Raw genomic sequence first — 25340 nt, forward strand, 5'->3', positions numbered from 1 at the left:
AAAAATTAAGAATAAATCTGATTGGAGGTATAACGGCTTGGCTAATCAACATTTTGCAAAGGAAGCACCTGAAACATACTGGAAAACATCAACTGACCTGCCTTCTTTTCCTGCACTTCAAGAGGACATTGAATGTGACGTCACCATTATCGGAGGCGGGATTACAGGAATTACAACGGCATATGAACTTACGAAGAGAGGCTTCCGTGTTGTCTTGATTGAAGCAAATCAGGTTCTCAACGGAACCACTGCCCACACAACGGCTAAAGTTACCGCACAGCATGACATGATATACGACGAATTTATCCGCAATTTCGGATTAAACCATGCGAGGCTTTATTATGAAGCAAACCAAAATGCAATTGATTACATAAAAGGGATTGTGGATGAACATCAAATTGACTGTGAATGGATTGAGCAAGACGCATATCTTTACACAGCAAATGAAAACGCTGTTCAAAAAATCCGCACTGAGCATGAGGCATACACAAAACTCGGAATTGAAAGAGACCTTATCAAGGATCTTCCGATTCCCGTAGGTTCTAAGCTGGCGCTTGTCATGAAGAATCAAGCTCAATTTCATCCGCTGCAATACTTAAAAGCGCTTCTGGAGCAAATTGTTCAAAAAGGCGGCCGAATTTATGAAGAGACCGTTGCGCTTGATATCAAAAAAGGCGAAAGGCCCGAAGTGATAACAAAAAGCCGGCACGCCATTAAGAGCCGCTTTGTCATATGCTGTTCCCACTTCCCTTTTTATGACGGAGGCGGGTTATATGCTGCGAGAATGTATTCTGACAGATCTTATGTCCTCGCCATCAAGCCGAAGATCGAGTATCCCGAGGGCATGTATTTGAGTATCGATCAGCCGTCAGTGGCCCTTCGCTATACGGTTGCAAACGGTGAAAAGCTGATTCTCTTCAGCGGAGTAAGCCATAAAACAGGCCAGGGAAAAGACATGTCCACACATTATGAAACACTGAGACAACTGGCCGAAAGCACCATCGGCATCGAAAGCATCCCATATTATTGGTCCACCCAAGATCTTGTGACGATCGACAAAATCCCGTTTATCGGGCCGATGTCGGAAAATGAGGATAATATTCTAGTAGCGACCGGGTTCAAAAAATGGGGCATGACTGCATCGGGGGTCGCAGCCACTTTATTATCGGACCTTGTAGAGAAAAAAGATAATCCTTACGAAAGCATTTTCACGCCGTCCCGGTTCCATCTGAACCCCGGTTTGCAGAAAGTGATTTCCTACAATGCCGATGTCGCCAAGCATTTAATTAAAGGAAAGCTTGAAAAGCCTGATGTCCAATTTGAAGACATTGCGCCTGGAGAAGGAAAAGCCGTCACCATAAACGGCAGGCGGGCGGGCGCATTTCGGGATGAGACAGGCTGCCTCCATCTCGTTGATACAACCTGTACCCATTTAGGCTGCGAGGTCGAGTGGAACGACAGCGAGCATACATGGGATTGTCCGTGCCACGGATCACGCTTTAAGCCTTCTGGCGAAGTTGTAGAGGGTCCGGCCATTAAACCATTAAAGCAAATAGATCCCGATTAAACCGTTCATTTTAATGAACGGTTTTTCAAATATTTTTCATCTGCAGCTTCATTCATGTTTCCCTTGGCCGATAAAAAAGTAAAAGGCTTAAAAAGCCAAAAAGTAAAAATTATATTTTTTCCCAAGGGGGATCATTGTATTGTTATTTAAAAAAGAGAGAAAACAAGAAACTGCTTACTTTTCTGATTCAAATGGACAGCAAAAAAACCGCATCCAGCTCACAAACAAACATGAAGATGTCAAAAAACAGCTCAAAATGGTCAGGCTGGGAGATGCTGAGCTTTACGTGTTGGAGCAGCTTCAGCCATTAATTCAAGAAAATATCGTATTCATCGTCGATGCGTTTTATAAAAACCTTGACCATGAAAGCTCATTGATGGATATCATTAATGATCACAGCTCAGTTGACCGTTTAAAACAAACGTTAAAACGGCATATTCAGGAAATGTTTGCAGGCGTTATCGATGATGAATTCATTGAAAAGCGAAACCGAATCGCCTCCATCCATTTAAAAATTGGCCTTCTGCCAAAATGGTATATGGGCGCGTTTCAAGAACTTCTTTTGTCAATGATTGACATTTACGAAGCTTCCATTACAAATCAGCAAGAACTGCTGAAAGCCATTAAAGCGACAACAAAAATCTTGAATTTAGAACAGCAGCTTGTCCTTGAAGCATTTCAAAGCGAGTACAGCCAGACCCGTGATGAACAAGAAGAAAAGAAAAACCTTCTTCATCAGAAAATTCAAGAAACCTCTGGATCGATTGCCAATCTGTTTTCAGAAACAAGCAGATCCGTTCAAGAGCTTGTGGACAAATCTGAAGGCATTTCTCAAGCATCCAAAGCCGGCACGGTGACATCCAGCACTGTTGAAGAAAAGTCGATCGGCGGGAAAAAAGAGCTAGAAGTCCAGCAAAAACAGATGAACAAAATTGACACAAGCCTTGTCCAAATCGAAAAAGAAATGGTCAAGCTGGATGAAATCGCGCAGCAAATTGAAAAAATCTTCGGCATCGTCACAGGCATAGCTGAACAAACAAACCTTCTCTCGCTCAATGCCTCCATTGAATCCGCCCGCGCCGGAGAACACGGCAAAGGCTTTGCTGTCGTGGCAAATGAAGTGCGGAAGCTTTCTGAGGACACGAAAAAAACCGTCTCTACTGTGTCTGAGCTTGTGAATAATACGAATACACAAATCAACATTGTATCGAAGCATATCAAGGACGTGAATGAGCTAGTCAGCGAAAGTAAAGAAAAAATGACGCAAATTAACCGCTTATTCGATGAAATCGTCCACAGCATGAAAATCAGCAAAGAGCAATCAGGCAAAATCGACGTCGATCTGCAGGCCTTTCTTGGAGGGCTTCAGGAAGTCAGCCGCGCCGTTTCCCATGTGGCCGCTTCCGTTGATTCGCTTGTCATTCTGACAGAAGAATAACCATCAAAAACCGGCCTGCCATACGGCCGGTTTTTCTGCGTTCATTATGTAAACTTAATTTAAAAATAAGTTGACATAATAATAGCCTGCATTTATTGTATAACCATATTTGATTACTGTTTGGAGGATTCACAATGCTGAAATTAATTGACATGATGCATATTGCTATTTTCACCGCACTGATGGCAGTGCTCGGCTTTATCCCCCCTCTCTTCTTATCCTTTACACCCGTTCCAATTACATTGCAAACGCTTGGTGTCATGCTGGCAGGCAGCATCCTCAAGCCAAAGTCTGCTTTCTTAAGCCAGCTTGTCTTTTTGCTGCTCGTCGCCTTCGGAGCGCCGCTGTTGCCTGGCGGACGAGGCGGTTTTGGTGTGTTTTTCGGACCGAGCGCAGGTTTTTTGATCGCTTATCCACTCGCTTCATGGCTGATCAGTTTAGCCGCTAACAGACTGCGAAAGGTGACAGCAGTGCGTCTCTTTTTCACTCATATCGCATTCGGCATCATCTTTATTTATCTGCTTGGTATACCGGTACAAGCTTTTATGATGCATATTGATTTGTCACAGGCCGCCTTCATGAGTCTTGCATATGTGCCCGGTGATTTGATAAAAGCGGCTGTATCTGCATTCCTGGCAATAAAAATCACTCAAGCCTTGTCTCTTTCTGATACGATGTTTACAAAAGGAGGATGACACTGCATGACAATTACTCATACCTATTCATCTACTGCCGAAACATCGCCCGGCCGTGTAGCGATCCTAACTGAATCGGAGCAAATCACGTACCAAGATTGGGATCGGCTTGTCGCCCAAACCGCAAATTGGCTGCGGTCACAGCCAAGCATGCCGAATCGTGTGGCATTTTTGCTCCCAAATAGTCTGGCGTTTTTACAGCTGTTTGCTGGAGCCGCAGCGGCTGGATGCACGGCCATTCCCCTCGACACACGCTGGAGCCCGGTTGAATGTATGGAGAGGCTATCCATAAGTGATGCGGATCTAGTGGTTACTTCAGACTTTTACAAAAACAAACTGATACATAGCAAGACACCCGTTGTTTTGCTGGATAACTGTATGGCAAATATTGAAGAGGAATCCGCTGCTCCCTTACCTATCATTGACCCGGAGCACCCCTTTTACATGGGATTTACGTCAGGCTCTACAGGAAAACCAAAGGCCTTTACGCGGTCTCACCGCTCATGGATAGAGAGCTTTACCTGTACAGAAACAGATTTTTCGATCTCATCAGATGACACGGTGTTGATTCCAGGAACGTTAATATCCTCTCACTTTTTATATGGGGCAGTCAGCACTTTATATCTCGGGGGAACGGTTTGTTTGCTGAATAAGTTTTCTCCTGCCCAGACAAAGGAATGGCTGAACCGTGAAGCCGTCAGTGTTCTTTATACCGTACCGACAATGACAGACGCACTCACCCGGATCGAGGGCTTTCCCGACAGCCCTCTTAAAATCATTTCATCTGGTGCAGACTGGCCGGCAGAATCCAAGAAAAAGCTTGCCGCTATATGGCCCCATCTCAGGCTGTACGATTTTTACGGCACTTCAGAGCTTAGTTTTGTGACGTTTTCTTCACCGGAAGACAGCAAACGGAAGCCGCATTCAGCCGGCCGCCCTTTTCATAATGTCCAGATTGAAATCCGCGGCGCCAAAGGAGAACGCTGCCAGCCAGGAGAAATCGGAAAAATATTTGTCAAAAGCCCGATGCGGTTTTCCGGCTATGTGAACGGCAGCACACCAGATGAATGGATGACAGTGGATGATATGGGCTGCGTTGATGAGGAAGGCTTTCTATACATATCAGGAAGAGAAAACGGGATGATCGTATACGGAGGATTAAATATTTTCCCAGAAGAAGTTGAACGTGTGCTACTCTCCTGCCCAGAGGTTGAAAACGCGGCTGTCGTTGGAATGCCGGATGAGTATTGGGGAGAAATCGCTGTAGCTGTCATTCGTGGAAGCGCTAATGCCAGAAAGCTGAAAGCCTGGTGTAAACAGAAATTAGCCTCCTATAAAATCCCGAAAAAATGGGTGTTTGCAGACAGCTTGCCGGAAACGAGCAGCGGAAAAATTGCCCGTTCCAGAGTGAAGAAATGGCTGGAAGAGGGTGTACAGTATAAATGAATGCGGTTATTGTTGATGCAAAACGAACGATCTTCGGAAAACAAAATGGACTGCTGAAGCCTTTCCTGCCGGAGGATTTGGCGGCTCCCATCATCCGGTGTCTCAGCCGAAAGCTAGAGGATCAAATTGACGAGGTCATTCTAGGAAACGCTACCGGCAGAGGCGGCAACCTCGCCAGACTGTCAGCCCTTCAAGCCGGACTGCCTTTATCGGTTCCCGGGATGACAATTGACAGACAGTGCGGCTCAGGCCTTGAAGCCGTACGCTATGCCTGCAGCCTCATTCAAACGGGAGCCGGCACGATGTATATCGCGGGCGGCTCAGAAAGCAGCAGCCAATCCCTTTTTTCAGAACGGGCCCGCTTTTCTCCAGATGCGATCGGCGATCCCGACATGGGCATTGCCGCAGAATATACAGCGGCACGCTATTCCATCAGCAGAAGCATGCAGGATGAGTACGCGCTTCTCAGCCATCATCGCAGCAGGAACGCGCATGATGAAGGATTCTACCGTGAAGAAATTGTTGCTCTCGGGGAATTGGATACGGACGAAGCATTTTTGAAGACGCGGCCGATAAAAGCAATTATTCCCCGTGCAAAGCCGGTTTTCGACACCAGCTCCGGAACAGTCACAGCAGCCAACAGCAGCGGCATAGCAGACGGAGCAGCTGCTCTTTTAGTAATGGAAGAAGAAAAAGCGGCAGCCCTCGGACTTAAGCCTGTGCTTCGGTTTATCGGCAGCGCTGTCAGCGGTATTCACCCCAACTATCCGCCCGCGGCACCGGTTGATGCGATTCGTCAGCTCTTACATACACACGATGTAACACCTGATGATATCGATTTATTTGAAATCAATGAAGCCTTTGCCGTCAAAATTTGTGTCTGCTCGCAAGAACTCGGCATTCCCTTTTCAAAAATCAATGTGCGCGGCGGCGCATTAGCTCTTGGCCATCCATACGGTGCATCAGGTGCGGCTCTGGTAACCAGATTGTTTTATGAAGCGAAAAGACGGACAGACTGTCAATATGCGGTTGCAGCCATCGGAAGCGGCGGCGGAATCGGACTGGCTTTATTATTTAAAGTGCTTGCATAGGCTTTTTCATAGGATGCACGCTTTCGATTTAGTATAATAGCAATATGAATAAAGTCAGGAAGGGGATTTTATGACAGCCGTTTGTTTAGTAAGACATGGAGAAACCGATTGGAACCTGCAGCAAAAATGCCAAGGCAAAACCGATATCCCGCTAAACGCAACAGGTGAACGCCAAGCAAGAGAAACCGGAGAATATGTAAAGGACTTTTCTTGGGATATTATTGTGACGAGCCCGCTGAAAAGAGCGAAAAGAACCGCGGAAATTATTAATGAATATCTGCATCTTCCGATTGTCGAGATGAATGATTTTAAGGAACGCGATTACGGCGACGCGGAGGGCATGCCGCTGGAGGAACGGACAAAGCGCTATCCAGATAACATCTATCCGAATATGGAAACCTTAGAAGAACTCACTGACAGACTGATGGGCGGGTTGGCAAAAGTGAACCAGGCGTATCCAGACAAGAAGGTGCTGATCGTGGCGCACGGTGCGGCAATTCACGCCCTGCTGACGGAGATATCCGGCGGTGACCCTGAGCTTAAAAGCACTCGCCTCGTAAACGCCTGCCTCAGCAACATTGAATTTGCAGAAGAAAAATGGCGGATTAAAGACTATAATATCAACAGCCACTTATCCGGCTTTATCAAATAAGAAAAGACAGGCGTCAGCCTGTCTTTTCTTTTATTTCTTATCAGCCGGCATCTCTTTCTGAAGCTCGTCCAAAATGGCATTCGCCCCGTCTACACTGCGGCGCAGAGACCACACTGCACGGTCCACGTGGTATACATGCCCGTTTTTCACTGCCTTCAGCTTTTTCCAGAGGACATTCTTTTCGATCGGGCGTTTCCCGTCGGCGTCGAGGTCATCTGTTTTTCCTGTCATCAGGATGATCACATCCGGATCTGTTTTCAGCAGCTGCTCCAGTGTCATTTTCATATTCACGGAGTCGCCGCCATTGCTTGAATCGCTATTGCCTGACGTACTGATTGCATATCGATAGCCGACCTGTGTTAAAAGTCTTGATGTAAAGAAGTTTTCATCCCTGGCCATAATCGTATCATTTGTATTTCCGATCAAAAGCACGGACTGGCTGTTCGCGTTGATTTTCTGCTTTGTCTCGCTAAGCTTTTCTTCATGCGCCGTCAGCTTTTTCTCCATTTCCTTCTCCTTGCCGACTGCTTTTGCAATCGTAAGGGAAGCGTCAATTGTATCCTGATAATCGGCATTTAAATTATTAAGCGCAATCGTCGGCGCGATTTTTTTCAGCTGATCGTACACCTTCTTATGCCGGGTCGTGTCAGCAATAATTAAATCGGGTTTTAATGAAGAGATTTTTTCCATGCTTGGCTGTGAGCGAGTGCCGACAGATGTGTAGCCGTCAATTTTCTTCAGCACATCCTTGTTGATCAGCTGCTTCGCTTTGTTGTCATCGGCAACCCCGACAGGCGTAATGCCGAGATCAAGCAGTGTGTCGATAAAACCAAGCTCAAGAACAACAACCCGCTTCGGATGCTCAGGCACATTCGTCTTTCCTAAATCATGTGTTATCGCCACTTTATGTTCTTTGCTGTTTTGATTGCCGCTTGTAGACGAGCAAGCAGCCGTTAAGACAGAAAGAAGTAAAACTGTAAGAATAATCAGTGTTTTTTTCATAGTTCCAGTCTCTCCTGTTAGCAGTTTCTATGATTAAGATGTCCAAGATTAGTATAACACGGAATGAGAATCATTATCACCAATTATTTTTCAAATGAGAATAGAAAGTTCCGCTTTCCAGGTCAATCTTGTTTCTTTAACATAGCGCAAACAAGAAACGGAAGATTGTTTCGTGGCACAGCTTAACACCCTGTTCACAAAAAAAGCTTGCAGAAACATACATTCCCTGCAAGCTGATCCTGTTAAAGCTTCACTATCACTCTTCCTTGAATGCGATTTTGCAAAATCTCTTTTAACGCAGCAGGCGTTTCTTCCAATGAGACTTCCCTATCCACAATGGTCAGCAGCTGATCAGGCTTGAGATCAGAAGCCATGCGCTTCCAAACAGCGGCTCTTACGTCCATCGGACAGTATACTGAATCGATCCCGAGCAGGCTTACTCCGCGAAGAATAAAAGGATACACCGTTGCAGGAACTTCTCCTCCTCCGGTTAAGCCGCTTACCGCGACAGCTCCGCCATATTGAATTTTGCTTAAAAGCGAGGCAAGCTGTTTTCCCCCGACTGGATCAACCGCTCCCTGCCATTGCTGCTTGGACAGCGCCTTAAGCGTTCCGTCATAGACATCTTCCCTGCTGATTACTTCGCTTGCACCGAGCCGATTCAAATAATCAGCCGCCTCCCGGTTTCCGGTGCTTGCCACCACATCATAGCCCCGCTTGTTCAGCATCGATACCGCAATTCCGCCGACACCGCCGGTTGCTCCTGTGACTAGCACACTGCCTTTTTCCGGAGACAGGCCGTTCTGTTCAAGCCGATGCACTGATAACGCCGCAGTAAACCCCGCCGTTCCGTACACCATCGCTTCTTGTAACGAAAGATTCTGTGGCAAAGGCACCAGCCAGTCACCAGGCACCGAAGCGTATTCACTTAATCCGCCATCACGGGAGACGCCGAGCTCATAGCTTGTCGCGATCACCTCATCCCCCTCTGCAAAACGCGGATCATTGGAAGAGACGACCGTACCCGCAGCATCAATGCCTAAAATAAGCGGATACTCTCTGACGATATTGCCTCCTGCTTTTCCGGCCAGACCATCTTTGTAATTAATGCCGGAATAAGCAACTTTAATCAGGACACCATCCTTCGGCAAATCCTCTGTTGATATGGTTTTCACTTGGACTGAAACATCATCGGCATTTTTTTCTGCCTGCAATGCTTGAAATAACGTTGACATTCGGCACACTCCTTTTCATTTATATCGTAACCGAAGAACGTTCCAAAAACCAAATCATCAAGCCGCCATTTTCACTTCGCCGGCACATTGAGATGATAGTGGACAAATGCGGTATCCTCTTCATAGCCATTTTGCTCATACAAGCTTCTTGCCTTCCGGTTGTGGTGCTCAGTTTGAAGCGTTAAACTTTTTGCCCCGTTTTCCGCTGCATAATCCTTTGCGGCCAAAAGCAACTGGCTGCCGGCTCCCTTTGTACGCGCATGAGGAGCAACAAATAAGTCATTTAATATGTAGATTCTTTTCATTGACACAGAAGAAAACGCGGGATAGAGCTGGGAAAAGCCTATGAGCTCTCCATTTTCTTCTGCTATCAAAATAATAGACTCGTGATTTTTCAAACGCGCTTTCAAAAAAGCCTCCGCCCCTTGCAAATCGGATGCCTGTCTATAAAATTCCCGATATTGGTTAAACAGCGGCGCGATGGCTGCCGCATCTGAAATCTTTGCTTGGCGAATGTTCATCTCAGTTCTTCCTCCCTCTCAATCATTTTTTCATTCTATCCCTAATCAAATTTTTCTGTAAAGTTTATTTTTCAGAATACTTTTATCATCATGCATTGAAAAAATATCACGATAATATCCATTGTTCTCACGAAAGCATATGCAGGTCATTCGAACGAATTTTTTCGACAGGAATTTGCCGGGACTCAGGAGCATTTAACCTGAAAAAGCATGACATTTCAGCATAATGAACATTTACTCATGTCTATTTTCGTTCTTTTCTGTATGAAAATAGTTATTTCGAGTCTCTACGGAAATAGCGAGAGATGATATACCTAAATAGAGATAAAATCATCTCAAAAAAATGGGTCTACTAAAATATTATTCCATCTATTACAATAAATTCACAGAATAGTCTTTTTAGTAAGTCTACTCTGAATTTTTTAAAAGGAGAGGGTAAAGAGTGAGAAACAAAAAATTGTGGATCAGCTTGTTGTTTGCGTTAACGTTAATCTTTACGATGGCGTTCAGCAACATGTCTGCGCAGGCTGCCGGAAAAAGCAGTACAGAAAAGAAATACATTGTCGGATTTAAACAGACAATGAGTGCCATGAGCTCCGCCAAGAAAAAGGATGTTATTTCTGAGAAAGGCGGAAAAGTTCAAAAGCAGTTTAAGTATGTTAACGCAGCCACAGCAACATTGGATGAAAAAGCTGTAAAAGAATTAAAACAAGATCCGAGTGTTGCATATGTGGAAGAAGATCATATTGCACATGAATATGCGCAATCTGTTCCTTACGGCATTTCCCAAATTAAAGCGCCGGCTCTTCACTCTCAAGGCTACACAGGCTCTAACGTAAAAGTAGCTGTTATCGACAGCGGAATTGACTCTTCTCATCCTGACTTAAACGTCAGAGGCGGAGCAAGCTTCGTACCTTCTGAAACAAACCCATACCAGGACGGCAGTTCTCACGGTACGCACGTAGCCGGTACGATTGCCGCTCTTAATAACTCAATCGGTGTTCTCGGCGTAGCGCCAAGCGCATCATTATATGCGGTAAAAGTTCTTGATTCAACAGGAAGCGGCCAATACAGCTGGATCATCAACGGCATTGAATGGGCCATTTCCAACAATATGGATGTTATCAACATGAGCCTTGGCGGACCTTCTGGTTCTACAGCGCTGAAAACAGTTGTTGATAAAGCCGTTTCCAGCGGTATTGTGGTTGCGGCCGCAGCCGGAAACGAAGGCTCGTCCGGAAGCTCAAGCACAGTCGGCTATCCTGCGAAATATCCTTCTACCATCGCGGTAGGTGCGGTAAACAGCAGCAACCAAAGAGCTTCATTCTCAAGCGCAGGTTCTGAGCTTGATGTGATGGCTCCTGGCGTATCTATCCAAAGCACACTTCCTGGAGGCACTTACGGTGCTTACAACGGAACGTCAATGGCGACTCCTCACGTTGCCGGAGCAGCAGCTTTAATTCTTTCTAAGCACCCGACTTGGACAAACGCGCAAGTCCGTGATCGTTTAGAAAGCACTGCAACATACCTTGGAAGCTCTTTCTACTATGGAAAAGGGTTAATCAATGTAGAAGCAGCTGCCCAATAATATCAAAAAGAAGCAGGTTCCTCCATACCTGCTTCTTTTTATTTGCCATTATCCTGTTCTGTGGCAGGATGTTCCGGCGTTTTCTCTTCTTTCTCCGCATGTTGAATCCGTTCCATGATCGAAGGGTGGCTGCCTCTGAAAATCTTCACAAGCACCGGAGGATCAACCTGGCTCAGCCCCGTCACGGCCAAATCCTGAAACGTTTTAACAGCGGCTTCTCTGTTCTCTGTCAACTCGATCCCATACTGGTCAGCCTTATTCTCCTGATAACGCGAGACAGCATTAGAAAAAGGCGAAATCGCAAAGCTCAAAACAGAAAACAAAAGCAATAACAGCGGAAGTGCCGCAAGATCATGCCGCCCTTCTAAATGAAACATGCTGCGGGTTAGGCGCACCGTCCGCTTGTATAGCTTATCAATGACATAAAATCCGGCGAGCGACACGAGCAAATAGCCAGCCAGACCGATGTAAACGTGCTTCATGACATAATGGCCCATTTCGTGGCCCATTATAAACAGAATCTCTGAATCGTCAAGTTTGTTCAGCGTCGTATCCCACAATACAATCCGTTTATTGGCCCCAATTCCCGTAACATAGGCATTCAGCGCATTTGTTTTTTCCGACATGTTCACTTCATATACATGATCAGCCGGAATATTGGCTTCTTCTGCCAGCTCTAAAATTTTGCTTTCAAGCTCTTTATTTTTCAGCGGATAAAAATCATTGTATAAAGGATCGATAATGACCGGCTGAATAAAAAACAGAAACAGCGAAAATGGCACTGTTAACAGCCAGGCATATAACCACCATTTTTTTTCATGCCTTTTGATCAGCCAATAAAACACGAGAACGCAAAGCGCAAAGATTGGAAAGCTGATCCAAAAGCTGATAACCTGATCCTTAGCCCAGCTGGCCGTAGTCTGTGTGGAAATATTGTAGTCAAGTGACACCTGATAGCCTATCCAATCTAAAGGCAGCGTCACCAATGTGGTAATCAGCGAAAGTACAAATACAAAACCAACGATCTGCAAAAACCGAAAAGGCACGGCCGCTTCCATCCATTTCTTGATTTTCTTTGAAACGCCGCTGACCAGCAAAACAAAAAACAGAAACCAATCAAGAGGTACCTCGATAAAAAATAAAAAATTCTTGATATTTGAATACTGCTCGGCCACCTCCAAATCAGACGGCTTCATGAAAGAAGCCGGATCAGCCTGCGTCCCTTTCACGGCTTCCGGTATTGCGGAATCACCGGACAGGAAGAAATACCAATAAAAAAACAGCCCGTACAGCACGTAAGCAAGCCCTGCTGCCGCAATCCATTTGCGCATAACACCTCACTCCTCACATCAACCCGTTACTTCTATTGTAATCATAAATTCAAATTCTTAGAACCAAGCTGTGTTCCGCACTTTTCCATCCTTTTAAGCATGGAAAGCCCGATCGCTGGGAAAACTAACAATGTTTGGAGTGATGCAAATGAAAAAAATAGTGGCAGCCATCGTGGTAATCGGTCTTGTGTTTATTGCATTTTTCTATCTTTACAGCCGGTCAGGCGATGTGTATCAATCGGTAGACGCGGATTTGATCACACTGTCTTCAAGCGGCCAAGAAGATATTAAGATTGAAAAAAGGCAGCACGTCAAAGATATGCTGGACATTATGAATCAGGGAAAACAGGTGAAGACAGAAAAAACATCAGCCCCTGATTACGAAGGGACAATCAAGTTTCATAAAGACCGGTACGACTCATTCAGGCTATGGATTGACGGCAGCCAGCAAGCCGTATTTTTGAAGGATGGCACATACTACAAATTAAGCAAAAACGATACAAAGGCGCTGCTAAACATTATGAAAAAAGAAGCAAAGGATTGAAAATGAAAAAGCGAAGCTAGCTGCTTCGCTTTTTCATTTTATTGAGGCAAAATATCTCTTAGCGCCCTTCTGAGCATTTTCCCCGTCGCATTTTTCGGAATGTCGTCAAGAAACGTAATGGCGGCAGGCCGCTTGTATTTCGCCAGATGCTTTTCACAGTGCTGCATGATGTCCTCTTCTGTTATGCCAGAACGTTTCGGTACCACATATCCCTTTACCGCTTCCCCGCTTTGGGCGTCCGGCACGCCGATGACAACGGCCTCCTTGACGTCCGGGTGTCTGTACAGCACCTCCTCCACTTCCCGCGGATACACATTGTATCCTCCTACAATGATCATGTCTTTTTTCCGGTCAACAATGTAAAAATAGCCGTCCTCATCCCGTCTTGCCAAGTCCCCTGTATAAAGCCAACCATCTTTTAACGCATGCTCTGTTTCCATCGGCATTTTATAGTAGCCCTTCATCACATTGGGTCCTTTTACGATCAATTCGCCTACCTGGTGAGCGGGCAGCTCGCGTCCGAGCGGATCTACGACCTTGTTTTCGACATGTAAGATACTTGTCCCGATGGAGCCCGGCTTTCTGCCCCTGTCAAACGGGTTAAAGCATGTGACAGGTGATGCTTCCGAGAGCCCGTAGCCTTCCAAAATGGTAACGCCGAATTTTTCTTCAAACGCCGTCAGCAATGCGACTGGCATGGCCGCTCCCCCCGAAATGCAAAGCCGGATGGAAGAAAAATCATCTTCTTTTCCATTCTCATGCTGAAACAAATAATTATACATCGTAGGAACACCGGCAAAAATGGTCGCCTGCTGCTGCTTAACAAGTTTAAAAACAGATGCCGGACTGAATTGAGGCTCAATCAAGACAGTTGCGCCGCTCATCAGCGGTGCATTCATGCAGACAGTTAAACAAAACACGTGAAACATGGGAAGAGCACAGACCACATTGTCCTTCTCATCCATTCCCAAATAGCCTGCGACATCGTTGGCATTGCTGTACAAATTCTGATGAGTCAGCATCGCGCCTTTCGGTTTTCCAGTCGTTCCTGACGTATATAAAATAACCGCGGTATCATCAGGAGCAAGCTCTTGGTTTTGTTTAGCGGCAGATGTCGGCCGCACTATTTTTGCAAACGTTGTCATTTTCATCCTGACCTCTGGGTCCGCGGCTTCCGGCTCAGCCTCTCCCGTCTGGCATAAAATGACGAGCTCAACCTTTGGCAGCGATTCATGCATGCTCTCATAAAGCGGCAAAAGCTGGCTAACGCCCACGATCGCCTTTACATCGCCATTTGTCAGCATATAACCAATTTCTGTCGGCGTGTACAACGGATTGATGGGAACAACCACGATCCCGGCTTTTAAAGCACCAAAAAACGCGATGATAAAATCAGGCGAGTTGCCAAGCAGCAAAGCTAGATGGTCCCCTTTCTCCATACCGGCTTCCTGAAGGCCGTCCGCAAATCGCTGAATTTGTTCATTCAGCTCTTGATACGTCATCATGTGATCCTTAAACCTGCATGCGATGCTGTCGGGCTTCTCAGATGCTGTTTCTTCCAATTTTGAAACAAGATTCATTCTCCCACCCCTTAAAGTGAATGAATAGTCATTCATTATTGAAGCCAAGCTTTCTCCTCCATTATAGAGAAACAGAAAAAAACACTCAAGAGCAAAAAGCCCCGAGTGTCAGTTCAGTCATAGTTTCTTCAATACTTCAGCAATCGGCGTATCTCCTTCTGTCAGATCAAAAGCCCGATTTTCCGTATTGTTTTCATCTAAAGAGGCAATGACCGTTTTTGCAACGTCATCACGGGAAATATAACCCCGCTCCAGATCCTTCGCAGCTGAAACAGTTCCCGTTCCAGGCTCGTTGCGAAGGCCTCCCGGACGGATAATCGTATAGGTTAAACCGCTTGCTTCCAAAATTTTATCGGCATAATGCTTGGCCACATAATAAGGTTTGAGTGCCTCATTCCAATTTTCACGGTTATGGGCTTGCAGGGCGCTGACCATAATAAACCGTTTGATTCCGGCAATGTCCGCCGCTTCAATGGCTTTTGCCGCTCCATCAAGATCCACCAGCAGCGTTTTATCATAGCCTGTACTGCCGCCGGAACCCGCTGTGAAAATGATGGCGTCGCAGCCTTTTGCCGCGGCGGCGATTTCTTCGGGGCTGCCCTCCAGATTCGCAAGCACAGCTTCTGCACCGGCAGCTTCGAGAGACGCTTTCTGTTCTTCTTTTCTGACCATCGCTCTAATGGAATGATCAGGATGATCCCGGAATAAAGAGACGAGTCTTTGCCCGATTTGTCCGTTCGCTCCGATTAAAAACACTTTCATCTGAATCCCTCCTGCCTCCATTATTTCAAACACACAACCGCTCTTTCAAAAGAAGTGCTTTGCCTTAATAAATTAGATCAAGGAAATCCTCTTTCGTAATGTTCCCAAAGTAATGCTTGAGATTCACATCTTCGAGCACCTCAGCGATGACACTCCGTTCGTATTGTTTTCCGACCAGCAGGTTTTCAATATCAGATACATCACCGACACCGAAGAAATCTCCGAAGATTTTGCAGTCCTCAATTTTGCCTTTCTTGACTTCCAGGCGCAAATCGATCGACCCAACCGGATAACGTTTCGAATGATTAAGGTTAAATTTCGGTGAGCGGCCGTAGTTCCAATCCCAATTCTGATAGCGCTCTTTCGAAATTTGATGGATGGTCTCCCAATCTTTTTCTGTCAGCTTATACTCCGGCACGTTTCCAATGTCGTTTGTGTTAAAAATATGGCGAAGCAAATGGCTGCGAAATTCTTCGGTGGTCATTTTATCATCGAGAAACTCACTGATGTTTGCCACTCGGCTTCTGATCGATTTGATGCCTTTTGATTCAATTTTATCCTTTTTCACCTTTAATGCTGACACAACATGATCAATGGCTGAATCAAACATGAGGGTGCCGTGGCTGAAAATACGGCCTTTCGTTGCAAACTGGGCGTTTCCGGATATTTTCCGGCCATCCACTACAATGTCGTTCCGGCCGCTTAATTCCGCTTCAACCCCGAGTTGATGTAACGCCTGAATCACCGGCTCAGTGAACTTTTTAAAGTTATGAAAGCTGTCCCCGTCATCCTTGGTGATAAAGCTGAAGTTCAAGTTCCCCAGATCATGGTACACAGCGCCCCCGCCTGATAAACGGCGGACGACGATAATCCCGTTTTCCTCTACATATTTTGTATTGATTTCTTCTATTGTATTTTGGTTTTTCCCAATGATAATAGACGGTTGATTCACATAAAAAAGCAAATACTGCTGTTCAGGGTCTAAATGCTTGACACAGTACTCCTCGATAGCAAGATTGATCCGCGGATCATTGATATTTTGATTGTCTATAAATAACATGGTGCTCCTCCTTTATCCTTCCCACACAAAACCTGATTTCGCAATATTCACTTCACCGTTAAAAACGGTTTTCGCTTCTTTGTGAAGATTGTCATGCACGCCAAAATGCGGCAAATGTGTCAGCAGCAGCTCTCCAGCTCCCGCTTCTTTTGCAATGCGCCCGGCTTCCAGGCTGTTCATATGGCCTGCGCTTGTCCCGTCTTGATCCGCATAAAAATTACATTCTGAGATCAGCAAATCAGCATCTTTCGAAAACGGAATAAATGAATCCTGATAGCTGGAATCAGCAGTATAAACGACAGTGTGGCTGCCGTCAGTAATCCGCATGGCATAACACGTCACCGGGTGAATCGTTTTTAAAAATGTGATCGTAAACGGACCGGCAGTCAGCGGCTGATCCGGCTGATAGGCAATGCCTTTCGTATGTGTTTTATATGTAAGCTTTTGAAACTGTTCTATATCAGCATCATGTCCGTAAATCGGAAGCGTATGCTCTCCTTTGCCGAGAAACGAACCGACTTGCTTGGCAAATTGCAGCGGCCCGATATCAGCAATATGGTCATGGTGATAATGAGACAGAACGACCGCATCCAGCTTTTCCGCCGGCACATAGCCGAACAGCTTAGACAATACGGCACTGCCGCAATCGACAAGCAGAGAGTAATCACCTGACTGAAATAAATAGCCTGACGTCGCTTCATTTGCGGCCGGGAAACCGCCATAGCATCCGATAACTGTAACTTTCATAATGTCCTCCTATCTTTTCAAGAAAATTGTTCCTCCTTCAATATACCCATTTTTCTTGAAAAAAGCATGTTTTAAATATTGTATCAAAACAGTTATTGATTTTTACAATCTGTTATATTACAATGAAGTCACTACAAAGGGGAAAGAGGGATTGGTTATGCTGGGAAAAATCACAGAATTTTTTAGAAACCTGCCTTCGAAAAAGTGCGCGGAATGCGGAAAAAAGATAGAAGAGCAGCATGAGTGCTATGGTAATATCTGCAATAACTGCATAAAAGTAAATGATTTGTCATAAGCAAAAATCCCACGCCCTGCGCGTGGGATTTTCTTATTTATTCACACATATCTTAATTTTGAAATAATAGTCAGGTTAGGTCAAAGCTCACCCGATTTTAGATAATTCTGGTGATTATCGTGTCATCACTGAATATTCTTTATTTTCGAAATATAATTTACTGTAGACGAATTCATTTCTTATCTATTATAATTTGATCTAATAGTGAGATTAAATATATGTCTATTCATGATATATGTTGATACTTTGTTTTTTGGGAGGTAATCTATGAAAAGAATTAAGTTTGGATTAGCCACACAAATATTCGTTGGACTTATTCTAGGTGTTATTGTTGGCGTCATTTGGTATGGCAACCCAGCATTGCCTACTTACCTGCAGCCAATTGGGGATCTCTTTTTACGCTTAATCAAAATGATAGTGATTCCTATTGTTGTCTCCAGCTTAATCATCGGTGTAGCCGGTGCAGGAAATGGAAAGCAAGTCGGTAAACTAGGCTTCAGAACGATTCTGTACTTCGAGATCATCACGACTTTTGCCATTATTCTCGGACTAGCCCTTGCAAACATCTTCCATCCGGGTACAGGAGTTAATATACACGAAGCTCAAAAATCGGACATCAGTCAATATGTTGAAACCGAAAAAGAACAAAGTAATAAATCAGTGGCGGAAACATTCCTCCATATTGTGCCGACAAACTTCTTCCAGTCGTTGGTCGAAGGGGATCTTCTAGCCATCATCTGCTTTACAGTACTATTTGCATTGGGTATTTCCGCGATCGGTGAAAGAGGCAAGCCAGTTTTAGCCTTTTTTGAAGGCGTATCCCATGCCATGTTCCACGTTGTAAACCTTGTGATGAAAGTGGCGCCGTTCGGCGTTTTCGCGCTAATCGGAGTGACTGTGTCTAAATTCGGGCTCGGTTCTCTTATCTCTCTCGGAAAGCTCGTCGGATTGGTGTATGTCGCACTTGCTTTCTTCTTAATTGTCGTATTTGGAATTGTCGCAAAAATGGCCGGCATCAGCATCTTCAAATTCCTTGCTTACATGAAGGATGAGATCTTACTGGCGTTCAGTACATCAAGCTCTGAAACGGTTCTTCCGCGCATCATGGAAAAAATGGAGAAAATCGGATGTCCGAAAGGCATTGTTTCATTTGTGATTCCGATCGGATATACGTTTAACTTAGACGGTTCCGTTCTCTATCAATCCATTGCCGCGCTGTTTTTGGCACAGGTATACGGAATTGATTTGACAATTTGGCACCAAATTACGCTTGTGCTTGTCTTAATGGTGACATCTAAAGGGATGGCTGCCGTGCCTGGTACTTCTTTTGTTGTCTTGCTTGCGACGCTTGGCACCATCGGCGTTCCGGCTGAGGGACTTGCCTTTATTGCCGGCGTAGACCGTATCATGGATATGGCACGTACAGTTGTCAACCTGACTGGTAACGCGCTTGCTGCTGTTGTGATGTCTAAATGGGAAGGCATGTTTAACCCTGCGAAAGCAGAAACTGTTATGTCCCAATCGAAAACAGAGCAAAACGCAACCATTTCCGGTTAATGAAAAGCCTGCGGGATTCTTATCCCGCAGGCTTTTTTAGTCTTGAACAAGCTCAAAAAGCTCTGTAATCAAAACCGTATCTTCATTCAGCTCCAGGTCACCGTTTTTAATCAGCTCCGCCCAAGCCATCCGATGATCCTTTTGAAATTCGTCAATTCGGTCTCCATTGCCCTCTCCTTTGACTAACCTCATATCAGGCGCACCAAAGGTGGTTTCAAAGACGTCTGTCACTTTTATATTGCATCTTGGATTGTCATGTTTATCATAAACGGTAACAAGCTGACCAGCTGTTTGATAAACGTCCCTCAATTCATCTTTTGAATATAATGATCTCGGCGCGCACGTGGCTGTTTTTTCTCCGGCAATGATCTGCTGAATCAGCTGTTCTCCCAGCCCGTCATCACCTTCCCAGCCGAATATGCTTTTCAGCTTATAAATCTTCATTCGCCCTTCCCCCCTTATACCATTTGTGACTGTACATAGTAATACAGAAGCTTAGCGGTATGGCGAAGAGATGATTTATGGGTGCGTTCAAATGCATGGGAAGCGTCAATTCCCGGCCCGATGAGGCCATGCACAATATCATGCCCGGATTTGATTGCTGCTGACGCATCAGACCCGTAGTACGGATAGATATCAAGCTTATAGTCAATATGATGCTTCTCGGCTAATTGAACTAAATGTTTTCTGAGCTGGTAATGATACGGCCCGCTCGCATCCTTCACACAGATTGATACTGAATATTCATCTGTGGCCTGTCCGTCTCCGATAGCTCCCATATCAACCGCCAAATATTCGACCGTTTCAGGAGGAATATTCGAATTTCCGCCGTATCCGATTTCTTCATTATTGGAAATAAGAAAATGGGTTGTATACGGCAGTTCAATGTCTTCTGTTTGAATTTGATGAATTAAGCGGAGCAATAAGGCGACGCTTGCTTTGTCATCCAAATGGCGCGATTTAATAAATCCGCTTGATGTGATTTCGACACGGGGATCAAACGACACAAAGTCTCCGACACCAATGCCAAGCTCCTCCGTATCTTTTCGGCAGTGAACAGGTTCATCTAGGCGGATCTCCATATTCTCTTGATTCCGCTCGGCCTTTCCCGCGTCTTTGTATACGTGCACAGACGTTTGATGCATTAAAATGGTGCCTGTGTACGTTTTTCCTGAGGCGGTTTCAATTTGGCAATACTCCCCCTCAATCGAGTTGTAGCGGAACCCGCCGATTAAGTCGATTTTCAGCCGGCCGTCCGCTTTAATTTCCTTCACCATAGCGCCGAGGGTGTCAACGTGCGCCGTCAGCATGCGATGCCGGGATGTGTCGCGTCCTGGAAGCGTTGCAAGTAAGCCGCCCTTGTGGTTCCGAACCGTTTCTACCTTCCATTCTTTTAAAAGGCTTTCAATATAATTAATTACCTCATATGTATTTCCTGTCGGGCTTGGGATCGATACCAGTTCTTTAATGAGCTCCATCGTTTTACGTACGGACGTCATAGGGCATTCCTCCTTTTATTTTCTACTTAAAATATACTCTTTTACCGAGGGACCCGTCCAATCTTTTCCTATCAATCTCTCATATGCTGTAGAGAGCATGGGAAGAGGAGGGATTTCTATGTGCTGTCGTCATTCACATGAACAGAAATGTCGTTGTCACGATTGGTTCGATGATTTTTGGTTCTTTGACGAGTGGTTCGATAAAGATTTCCACGACCATTGCAAGAAAAAGAAAGAATGCCATGACCCTTGCGAGAAGAAGAAAAAGAAACACCATTGTTTCTCTTGTAAAAAACACAGACATTCTTGCTGTCATTGCTAAAGACTGAATCAGAAATATTCTGATGACCCATGCTTAATGAATATTTCCATTCACATTTTTCCAAGCGGGCTTTGCTGCTGCTTGGACCTTTTATTGAAACAGCCTTTTTGCTTTTACAATCCAATACACTGATAAAGCAGCCATAAAAGCAACAATGATTTCAACAGCAGCGGCATGCTCTACGATTCCTCTTTGATATAAAACCGCCGGGACATTAAACAGTGCATGTAAAAGAATAGAATACAACAAAAACAGCGGCCGGCGGCTTTTAACCGCGTACAGGACTAGCAGCGACAGCCCGATTTGGACAGCAATGGCGCTGATTCTTTCTATTCCGCCCAGCAGCCATTCATACGAAGGGGTATGCAGCAGCTGCTCCTGTATCGGCAAAAGCGCCTGTTTGACGTCGCCATTGACCAAAAGCTGTTCAAACGTCCCGCTATTGATAGCAAATGCGTATACAATAAGTGAGATAGAGGACAAACCTGTAATCAGGATGGCTTCAAGCCCGCCATGGCCTGCCCCGAAAGCCAGGCCATCCGCCCAAGTACGATGGCGCTTCATAAAAAATCGCATCATCAAATACCTTCCGCACTCCTCAAAAATGCCGGCCATCAAGCAGCCGTAAATGCCATACCACAAAGGATGTTGCATCGCTTCTTTTGTCACTTCATTCACTTGCAGTACATACACATGAACGCCGCCTTCCAGCAGCTGTGCGAAGACAAAAAACGTAAGAGCGCCAATAAAAAACACTTTAAGCGAGGCGCCATATTTCCGCTTAAACCACACAATCAGCCCGATCGGCAACAGAAACGCAATAGCCCCGGATAACGCCAAAAAGACTACTGCTTCTTGACTGACCATTTTTCAGCCTCCTTTTTCTATTTCATAGCTTCCCTATCCTACACTTCTCTTTTTTTATCAAAAAACCTTCTTTTTAGTACCAGATACTAATATCTAGTGTTATAATCTGATCATAAGGAGTGATTCATATGTCAAAAGCAAAAATTACAGCTATCGGCACATATGCGCCGAGCAGACGCTTAACCAATGCTGATTTAGAAAAGATCGTTGATACATCTGATGAATGGATCGTTCAGCGTACAGGCATGAGAGAACGCCGGATTGCAGATGAACAGCAGTTCACCTCTGATTTATGCATCGAAGCAGTGAAGGACCTCAAGAGCCGCTATAAAGGCACACTTGATGATGTCGATATGATCCTCGTTGCCACAACAACATCCGATTACGCCTTTCCGAGTACGGCATGCCGCGTACAGGAATATTTCGGCTGGGAAAACACCGGCGCGCTGGATATTAATGCGACGTGCGCCGGACTGACATACGGTCTTCATTTGGCAAATGGATTGATCACATCCGGCCTTCATCAAAAAATTCTCGTCATCGCCGGGGAGACATTGTCAAAGGTAACGGATTATACCGATCGAACGACATGCGTTCTGTTCGGCGACGCCGCGGGTGCGCTGTTAGTGGAGCGAGAGGAAGAGGCGCCAGGATTTCTTGCCTCTGTCCAAGGAACAAGCGGGAACGGAGGCGATATTTTGTATCGTGCCGGACTGCGAAATGAAATAAACGGTGTGGAGCTTGCTGGCTCCGGGAAAATGGTCCAAAACGGCCGCGAAGTATATAAATGGGCCGTAAGAACAATCCCTGGCGAATTTGAACGGCTTTTACATAAAGCAGGACTCAGCTCTGATGGTCTCGATTGGTTTGTTCCTCACAGCGCCAACTTGCGCATGATCGAGTCAATTTGTGAAAAAACACCTTTCCCGATTGAAAAAACGCTCACTAGTGTTGAATACTATGGAAACACGTCTTCGGTCTCCATTGTTTTGGCGCTTGATCTCGCAGTGAAAGCAGGGAAGCTGAAAAAAGATCAAACCGTGATGCTTTTCGGATTTGGCGGCGGATTAACCTATACAGGATTGCTTATTAGATGGGGAATGTAACAAAAAAAAGAACTTGTTTCCAAGGAAACAAGTTCTTTTTCTTTATGAAGCCGGCTGTTCTTCCGATGTTTTTTCCTTCCGGCTTAACACTGTAAAGTAGGTAATGCTTAAGATAATCATGACAAGGGCGATGCCGATTAAGACGCCGGCCATCTGCCACATGTAGCCAAAGTCCCCGTTTGAAATGACCGCTCTGAATCCGTTAATGCTGTAGGTCATCGGCAATGCGCCGTGAATGACCTGATAGAAATTCGGAAGCAATTCCAGCGGGAAGGTTCCTCCGCTTGCTCCCAGCTGCAGCACTAAAATAATGACTGCGATAAAACGTCCAGGGTTGCCCATTGTGGTAGCCAAAAATTGAATCATCGCTAGGAAAGCGAGACTTGTAATAATCGTAAACACGTAAAATCTCCACGTGCTCTCTACCTCGAGCCCAATTCCCAATAGAAGAACTGTCGCCACAATCAGCGATTGAATGATTCCAACAAGCATCATGACATTGAATTTGCTGAAGAACCACTCAAAACCGTTTCTCGGACGTCCTGACGCCTCCTTCAGCGGGAAGACAACCGTCAGCATGATGCCGCCGACATATAAGCCCATTGACAGGATATAAGGTGTCAGCCCTGTTCCATAGTTAGGAACGGAATGAATGGCATCATCTTTGGTTTTCACCGGATCCGCAAACATGCCGTATGTTTGATCATCAGCATCGATATCTCCTGTTTGATCTGCCGCATCCTTCAGCTTATTAGACAGCTCCCCTGTGCCGTCCAATAGCTTGCCTAAGCCTGTATCAAGTGATGCAGATCCGTCGGCCAGTTTTGATGATCCGCTTTGGACCTGTTTAGACCCGTCTAACAGCTTAAACAATCCGCCGGATACTTGGCTGCTTCCTGTCACCAATTGCTCTGAGCCCGCTTTTGCTTTTGCGAACTGCTTATTATATTCACCAATGCCGGCTGTCAGTTTAGTTTGGCCATCTGTCACCTGCTGTGACGCATTGTATATTTTCTCAGATCCAGCAGATAATTGGTCAATCGCGTCTTGAGTGGCTTTTGCACCGTTATAAAGCTTAGAGGTAGCTTCCGGCAATGCCTTCACCTGGGCAACCTCCGCTTTCACATCTTCCAATGAGCTTTTTATCGTTGCGATGTCAGGCAGCTGATCAGCTGTAGGAAGTCCACTTAAAATTTCATCAAAATCAGGCGCATCAACTTGCGGAAGCTGCTTTTCAACAGAATTAATCAGCTGGCTTTTTTGCTCCGCTGTTAAGAAATCACTCGAGTTGATGAGATTTTTGAATGCCTGATCACGGTTTTTCAAGCTGTTTTCAAAGTCAGACAGCTGTTTTTTAAATTCCTTCATCGCAGTTTCTGACTTTTCCAGATTGTTCACAGCTGTTTCAAGCTGTGTTAAATCGAGCGCATTTATGAGTTTTTCCGCTTTTGCTGCTTTTTCAGAACCTTCTTGCGCTTTACTGTTGAGCTGATCCAGCCCGTTTGTAAGATTAGGCAAGCCCTGCTGCACCTTTTGAAGGCCGGCATTCAATTCATTCAGTTTGCCCGTCAGCTTGCCTGATCCTGCTGCAAGCTGACTAGATTTATCATAAATCTGGTTGCTGCTGTCCTGGAATTTACCGAGCGAGCTGTCAAGTGATTGGATGCCGCTCGTCACCTGAGCCGCTCCATCTGCAAGCTGCGCTGTTTTGTCACTGATGGTAGCGGTGCTTTCCTTCAGCTTCGCCAGATTTCCTTTCAGCTGGGCGCTTCCGTTTTTCGCATCCTTTGTGCCGTCATCAATTTTTTTCGCGCCGCTGCTCGCGTCGCTCAACCCTTTTGCGATATCTTTAAAGTTATCAAAAATAACTTTCGTATATTGCTCGGTCACTTCTTTAGACACAGAGGCTTTCAGTTTATCAATCGCTTTTTCGCCGATCGTTGCCCCTACATAGTTGGAACCGGCATTTGTATGGTATTTCAGATCCAATTTTTTCGGATTTTTGTCCAACACAGTGCTGGCATTCTTAGAAAAATCCTCAGGAATCTCGACAACTAAATAATATTTTTGATTTAATAAGTCCTTTAACGATTGGTCTAGATCATTGGAAAAATGCCAATCAAAGTTTTTATTATCCTTTAATTCTTTGACCAGATCATCACCAATTTGAAGTTTTTCTCCTTCATACGTTGCGCCCTTGTCTTGGTTGACGACAACGACAGGCAGCTGGTCAACTGTGCCGTACGGGTCCCAATAAGCCTTTAAGAATACGCCGCTGTAAATAAGCGGGACAAACAAAATGGCGATGATGGGAATCAATAATTTTTTACTTGTTACGATGTCTTTCCACTGACTTCGTATTGTGTTCATCCTGATGCCTCCATTCTAAAACTGACTCATCATGAAAAATGGTCATTTTCTTGCAAAGAGAAAGG

At 45.2% G+C, this 25340-nt stretch carries 24 protein-coding genes and 1 pseudogene; 12 read left to right on the forward strand and 13 right to left on the reverse strand.

Annotated elements, in window-relative coordinates; translation table 11 throughout:
• Positions 1 to 37 precede the first annotated feature (37 nt).
• The 7 genes and pseudogenes from NZD81_RS10390 (at position 38) to phoE (ending at position 6889) form a co-directional block, all read left to right on the forward strand.
• On the forward strand, positions 38 to 1567 hold the full coding sequence (locus tag NZD81_RS10390; protein ID WP_282374145.1) for an FAD-dependent oxidoreductase: 1530 nt from the start codon (positions 38 to 40) through the stop codon (positions 1565 to 1567).
• 256 nt (positions 1568 to 1823) lie between these two features.
• Positions 1824 to 2201: pseudogene (gene hemAT, locus NZD81_RS21270) on the forward strand (heme-based aerotactic transducer HemAT); the annotation flags it as partial.
• 6 nt (positions 2202 to 2207) lie between these two features.
• On the forward strand, positions 2208 to 3005 hold the full coding sequence (locus tag NZD81_RS21275; RefSeq protein ID WP_390626372.1) for a methyl-accepting chemotaxis protein: 798 nt from the start codon (positions 2208 to 2210) through the stop codon (positions 3003 to 3005).
• Between the two features lie 134 nt (positions 3006 to 3139).
• The gene (locus NZD81_RS10400; protein WP_052438173.1) at positions 3140 to 3700 is read left to right on the forward strand and encodes a biotin transporter BioY; all 561 of its coding nucleotides are present in this window, start codon (positions 3140 to 3142) and stop codon (positions 3698 to 3700) included.
• Between the two features lie 6 nt (positions 3701 to 3706).
• Positions 3707 to 5146 (forward strand): acyl-CoA synthetase, encoded by a 1440-nt coding sequence (locus NZD81_RS10405; RefSeq protein ID WP_282374143.1) that lies wholly within the window; start codon positions 3707 to 3709, stop codon positions 5144 to 5146.
• Positions 5143 to 6237 (forward strand): acetyl-CoA C-acyltransferase, encoded by a 1095-nt coding sequence (locus NZD81_RS10410; protein ID WP_289860448.1) that lies wholly within the window; start codon positions 5143 to 5145, stop codon positions 6235 to 6237. Before NZD81_RS10405 ends, NZD81_RS10410 begins: the two co-directional genes overlap by 4 nt.
• Positions 6238 to 6307: 70 nt before the next feature.
• The gene (gene phoE / locus NZD81_RS10415) at positions 6308 to 6889 is read left to right on the forward strand and encodes a phosphatase PhoE (protein WP_148342910.1); all 582 of its coding nucleotides are present in this window, start codon (positions 6308 to 6310) and stop codon (positions 6887 to 6889) included.
• Positions 6890 to 6919: 30 nt separating this feature from the next.
• Here phoE and NZD81_RS10420 read toward each other — a convergent pair whose 3' ends face one another.
• The 3 genes from NZD81_RS10420 to NZD81_RS10430 form a co-directional block, all read right to left on the reverse strand.
• Positions 6920 to 7891, reverse strand: a complete 972-nt coding sequence (locus NZD81_RS10420) for an ABC transporter substrate-binding protein (protein ID WP_136654717.1) — start codon at positions 7889 to 7891, stop codon at positions 6920 to 6922.
• Between the two features lie 242 nt (positions 7892 to 8133).
• The gene (locus tag NZD81_RS10425) at positions 8134 to 9126 is read right to left on the reverse strand and encodes an NADPH:quinone oxidoreductase family protein (protein WP_136654718.1); all 993 of its coding nucleotides are present in this window, start codon (positions 9124 to 9126) and stop codon (positions 8134 to 8136) included.
• Between the two features lie 71 nt (positions 9127 to 9197).
• Positions 9198 to 9647: a GNAT family N-acetyltransferase gene (locus NZD81_RS10430; RefSeq protein ID WP_014663430.1), complete on the reverse strand. Its 450-nt coding sequence runs from the start codon at positions 9645 to 9647 to the stop codon at positions 9198 to 9200.
• Between the two features lie 442 nt (positions 9648 to 10089).
• On the opposite strand from NZD81_RS10430, the gene aprE reads away from it, so the two are divergent.
• Entirely contained in the window at positions 10090 to 11235 is a 1146-nt protein-coding gene (gene aprE / locus NZD81_RS10435) for a subtilisin AprE (RefSeq protein ID WP_014663429.1), read from the forward strand.
• 38 nt (positions 11236 to 11273) lie between these two features.
• Here the strand turns inward: aprE and NZD81_RS10440 are convergent, their stop codons facing one another.
• Positions 11274 to 12566, reverse strand: coding sequence for a M48 family metallopeptidase (locus tag NZD81_RS10440; protein ID WP_040083537.1), 1293 nt, complete (start codon positions 12564 to 12566; stop codon positions 11274 to 11276).
• Between the two features lie 148 nt (positions 12567 to 12714).
• Here NZD81_RS10440 and NZD81_RS10445 point away from each other — a divergent pair, with 148 nt between their 5' ends.
• The gene (locus NZD81_RS10445; protein WP_014663427.1) at positions 12715 to 13110 is read left to right on the forward strand and encodes a YhfM domain-containing protein; all 396 of its coding nucleotides are present in this window, start codon (positions 12715 to 12717) and stop codon (positions 13108 to 13110) included.
• A gap of 38 nt (positions 13111 to 13148) precedes the next feature.
• Here the strand turns inward: NZD81_RS10445 and lcfB are convergent, their stop codons facing one another.
• From lcfB to NZD81_RS10465, 4 genes are all read right to left on the reverse strand, one after another.
• On the reverse strand, positions 13149 to 14690 hold the full coding sequence (lcfB, locus tag NZD81_RS10450; RefSeq protein ID WP_172641284.1) for a long-chain-fatty-acid--CoA ligase LcfB: 1542 nt from the start codon (positions 14688 to 14690) through the stop codon (positions 13149 to 13151).
• 117 nt (positions 14691 to 14807) lie between these two features.
• Positions 14808 to 15452 carry an SDR family oxidoreductase gene (locus NZD81_RS10455; protein WP_014663425.1) on the reverse strand — a complete coding sequence of 215 codons (645 nt, stop codon included), beginning with the start codon at positions 15450 to 15452 and terminating at the stop codon, positions 14808 to 14810.
• A gap of 64 nt (positions 15453 to 15516) precedes the next feature.
• On the reverse strand, positions 15517 to 16512 hold the full coding sequence (gene lplA / locus NZD81_RS10460) for a lipoate--protein ligase (RefSeq protein ID WP_014663424.1): 996 nt from the start codon (positions 16510 to 16512) through the stop codon (positions 15517 to 15519).
• Between the two features lie 12 nt (positions 16513 to 16524).
• Entirely contained in the window at positions 16525 to 17259 is a 735-nt protein-coding gene (locus tag NZD81_RS10465) for an MBL fold metallo-hydrolase (protein WP_289860452.1), read from the reverse strand.
• A gap of 157 nt (positions 17260 to 17416) precedes the next feature.
• Here NZD81_RS10465 and yhfH point away from each other — a divergent pair, with 157 nt between their 5' ends.
• Positions 17417 to 17554, forward strand: coding sequence for a protein YhfH (yhfH, locus tag NZD81_RS10470; protein ID WP_052438181.1), 138 nt, complete (start codon positions 17417 to 17419; stop codon positions 17552 to 17554).
• Between the two features lie 267 nt (positions 17555 to 17821).
• Positions 17822 to 19111 carry a glutamate/proton symporter GltT gene (gene gltT, locus NZD81_RS10475; protein ID WP_095432691.1) on the forward strand — a complete coding sequence of 430 codons (1290 nt, stop codon included), beginning with the start codon at positions 17822 to 17824 and terminating at the stop codon, positions 19109 to 19111.
• Positions 19112 to 19147: 36 nt separating this feature from the next.
• Here gltT and NZD81_RS10480 read toward each other — a convergent pair whose 3' ends face one another.
• From NZD81_RS10480 to NZD81_RS10495, 4 genes are all read right to left on the reverse strand, one after another.
• Positions 19148 to 19555: an ASCH domain-containing protein gene (locus NZD81_RS10480; protein ID WP_040083546.1), complete on the reverse strand. Its 408-nt coding sequence runs from the start codon at positions 19553 to 19555 to the stop codon at positions 19148 to 19150.
• A 14-nt stretch (positions 19556 to 19569) separates the two neighbouring features.
• Entirely contained in the window at positions 19570 to 20610 is a 1041-nt protein-coding gene (locus tag NZD81_RS10485) for a M42 family metallopeptidase (protein WP_014663420.1), read from the reverse strand.
• A 133-nt stretch (positions 20611 to 20743) separates the two neighbouring features.
• Entirely contained in the window at positions 20744 to 20908 is a 165-nt protein-coding gene (locus NZD81_RS10490) for a hypothetical protein (protein WP_170295641.1), read from the reverse strand.
• Between the two features lie 114 nt (positions 20909 to 21022).
• Positions 21023 to 21799, reverse strand: a complete 777-nt coding sequence (locus tag NZD81_RS10495; protein WP_014663418.1) for a YhfC family intramembrane metalloprotease — start codon at positions 21797 to 21799, stop codon at positions 21023 to 21025.
• 128 nt (positions 21800 to 21927) lie between these two features.
• Between NZD81_RS10495 and fabHB the strand changes: the two genes are divergently transcribed.
• Positions 21928 to 22905: a beta-ketoacyl-ACP synthase III FabHB gene (fabHB, locus tag NZD81_RS10500; RefSeq protein ID WP_040083549.1), complete on the forward strand. Its 978-nt coding sequence runs from the start codon at positions 21928 to 21930 to the stop codon at positions 22903 to 22905.
• 42 nt (positions 22906 to 22947) lie between these two features.
• Here the strand turns inward: fabHB and NZD81_RS10505 are convergent, their stop codons facing one another.
• On the reverse strand, positions 22948 to 25275 hold the full coding sequence (locus NZD81_RS10505; RefSeq protein ID WP_040083550.1) for a YhgE/Pip domain-containing protein: 2328 nt from the start codon (positions 25273 to 25275) through the stop codon (positions 22948 to 22950).
• Positions 25276 to 25340 lie beyond the last annotated feature (65 nt).

The sequence above is a fragment of the Bacillus sp. B.PNR1 genome, assembly GCF_030386235.1.
Taxonomy (GTDB): Bacteria; Bacillota; Bacilli; order Bacillales; family Bacillaceae; genus Bacillus; species Bacillus stercoris.

Excerpts from the sequence above, each read along its gene's own strand:
- fabHB (WP_040083549.1), top strand. The coding sequence starts at position 21,928 with ATGTCAAAAGCAAAAATTACAGCTATCGGCACATATGCGCCGAGCAGA.
- NZD81_RS10495 (WP_014663418.1), bottom strand. The coding sequence starts at position 21,799 with ATGGTCAGTCAAGAAGCAGTAGTCTTTTTGGCGTTATCCGGGGCTATT.
- lcfB (WP_172641284.1), bottom strand. The coding sequence starts at position 14,690 with ATGAATCTTGTTTCAAAATTGGAAGAAACAGCATCTGAGAAGCCCGAC.
- NZD81_RS10485 (WP_014663420.1), bottom strand. The coding sequence starts at position 20,610 with ATGACGTCCGTACGTAAAACGATGGAGCTCATTAAAGAACTGGTATCG.
- gltT (WP_095432691.1), top strand. The coding sequence starts at position 17,822 with ATGAAAAGAATTAAGTTTGGATTAGCCACACAAATATTCGTTGGACTT.
- NZD81_RS10410 (WP_289860448.1), top strand. The coding sequence starts at position 5,143 with ATGAATGCGGTTATTGTTGATGCAAAACGAACGATCTTCGGAAAACAA.
- NZD81_RS10440 (WP_040083537.1), bottom strand. The coding sequence starts at position 12,566 with ATGCGCAAATGGATTGCGGCAGCAGGGCTTGCTTACGTGCTGTACGGG.
- yhfH (WP_052438181.1), top strand. The coding sequence starts at position 17,417 with ATGCTGGGAAAAATCACAGAATTTTTTAGAAACCTGCCTTCGAAAAAG.
- NZD81_RS10465 (WP_289860452.1), bottom strand. The coding sequence starts at position 17,259 with ATGAAAGTTACAGTTATCGGATGCTATGGCGGTTTCCCGGCCGCAAAT.
- NZD81_RS10480 (WP_040083546.1), bottom strand. The coding sequence starts at position 19,555 with ATGAAGATTTATAAGCTGAAAAGCATATTCGGCTGGGAAGGTGATGAC.
- NZD81_RS10400 (WP_052438173.1), top strand. The coding sequence starts at position 3,140 with ATGCTGAAATTAATTGACATGATGCATATTGCTATTTTCACCGCACTG.
- NZD81_RS10445 (WP_014663427.1), top strand. The coding sequence starts at position 12,715 with ATGAAAAAAATAGTGGCAGCCATCGTGGTAATCGGTCTTGTGTTTATT.
- NZD81_RS10425 (WP_136654718.1), bottom strand. The coding sequence starts at position 9,126 with ATGTCAACGTTATTTCAAGCATTGCAGGCAGAAAAAAATGCCGATGAT.
- NZD81_RS10430 (WP_014663430.1), bottom strand. The coding sequence starts at position 9,647 with ATGAACATTCGCCAAGCAAAGATTTCAGATGCGGCAGCCATCGCGCCG.
- NZD81_RS10505 (WP_040083550.1), bottom strand. The coding sequence starts at position 25,275 with ATGAACACAATACGAAGTCAGTGGAAAGACATCGTAACAAGTAAAAAA.
- NZD81_RS10405 (WP_282374143.1), top strand. The coding sequence starts at position 3,707 with ATGACAATTACTCATACCTATTCATCTACTGCCGAAACATCGCCCGGC.
- NZD81_RS10420 (WP_136654717.1), bottom strand. The coding sequence starts at position 7,891 with ATGAAAAAAACACTGATTATTCTTACAGTTTTACTTCTTTCTGTCTTA.
- lplA (WP_014663424.1), bottom strand. The coding sequence starts at position 16,512 with ATGTTATTTATAGACAATCAAAATATCAATGATCCGCGGATCAATCTT.
- NZD81_RS10455 (WP_014663425.1), bottom strand. The coding sequence starts at position 15,452 with ATGAAAGTGTTTTTAATCGGAGCGAACGGACAAATCGGGCAAAGACTC.
- phoE (WP_148342910.1), top strand. The coding sequence starts at position 6,308 with ATGACAGCCGTTTGTTTAGTAAGACATGGAGAAACCGATTGGAACCTG.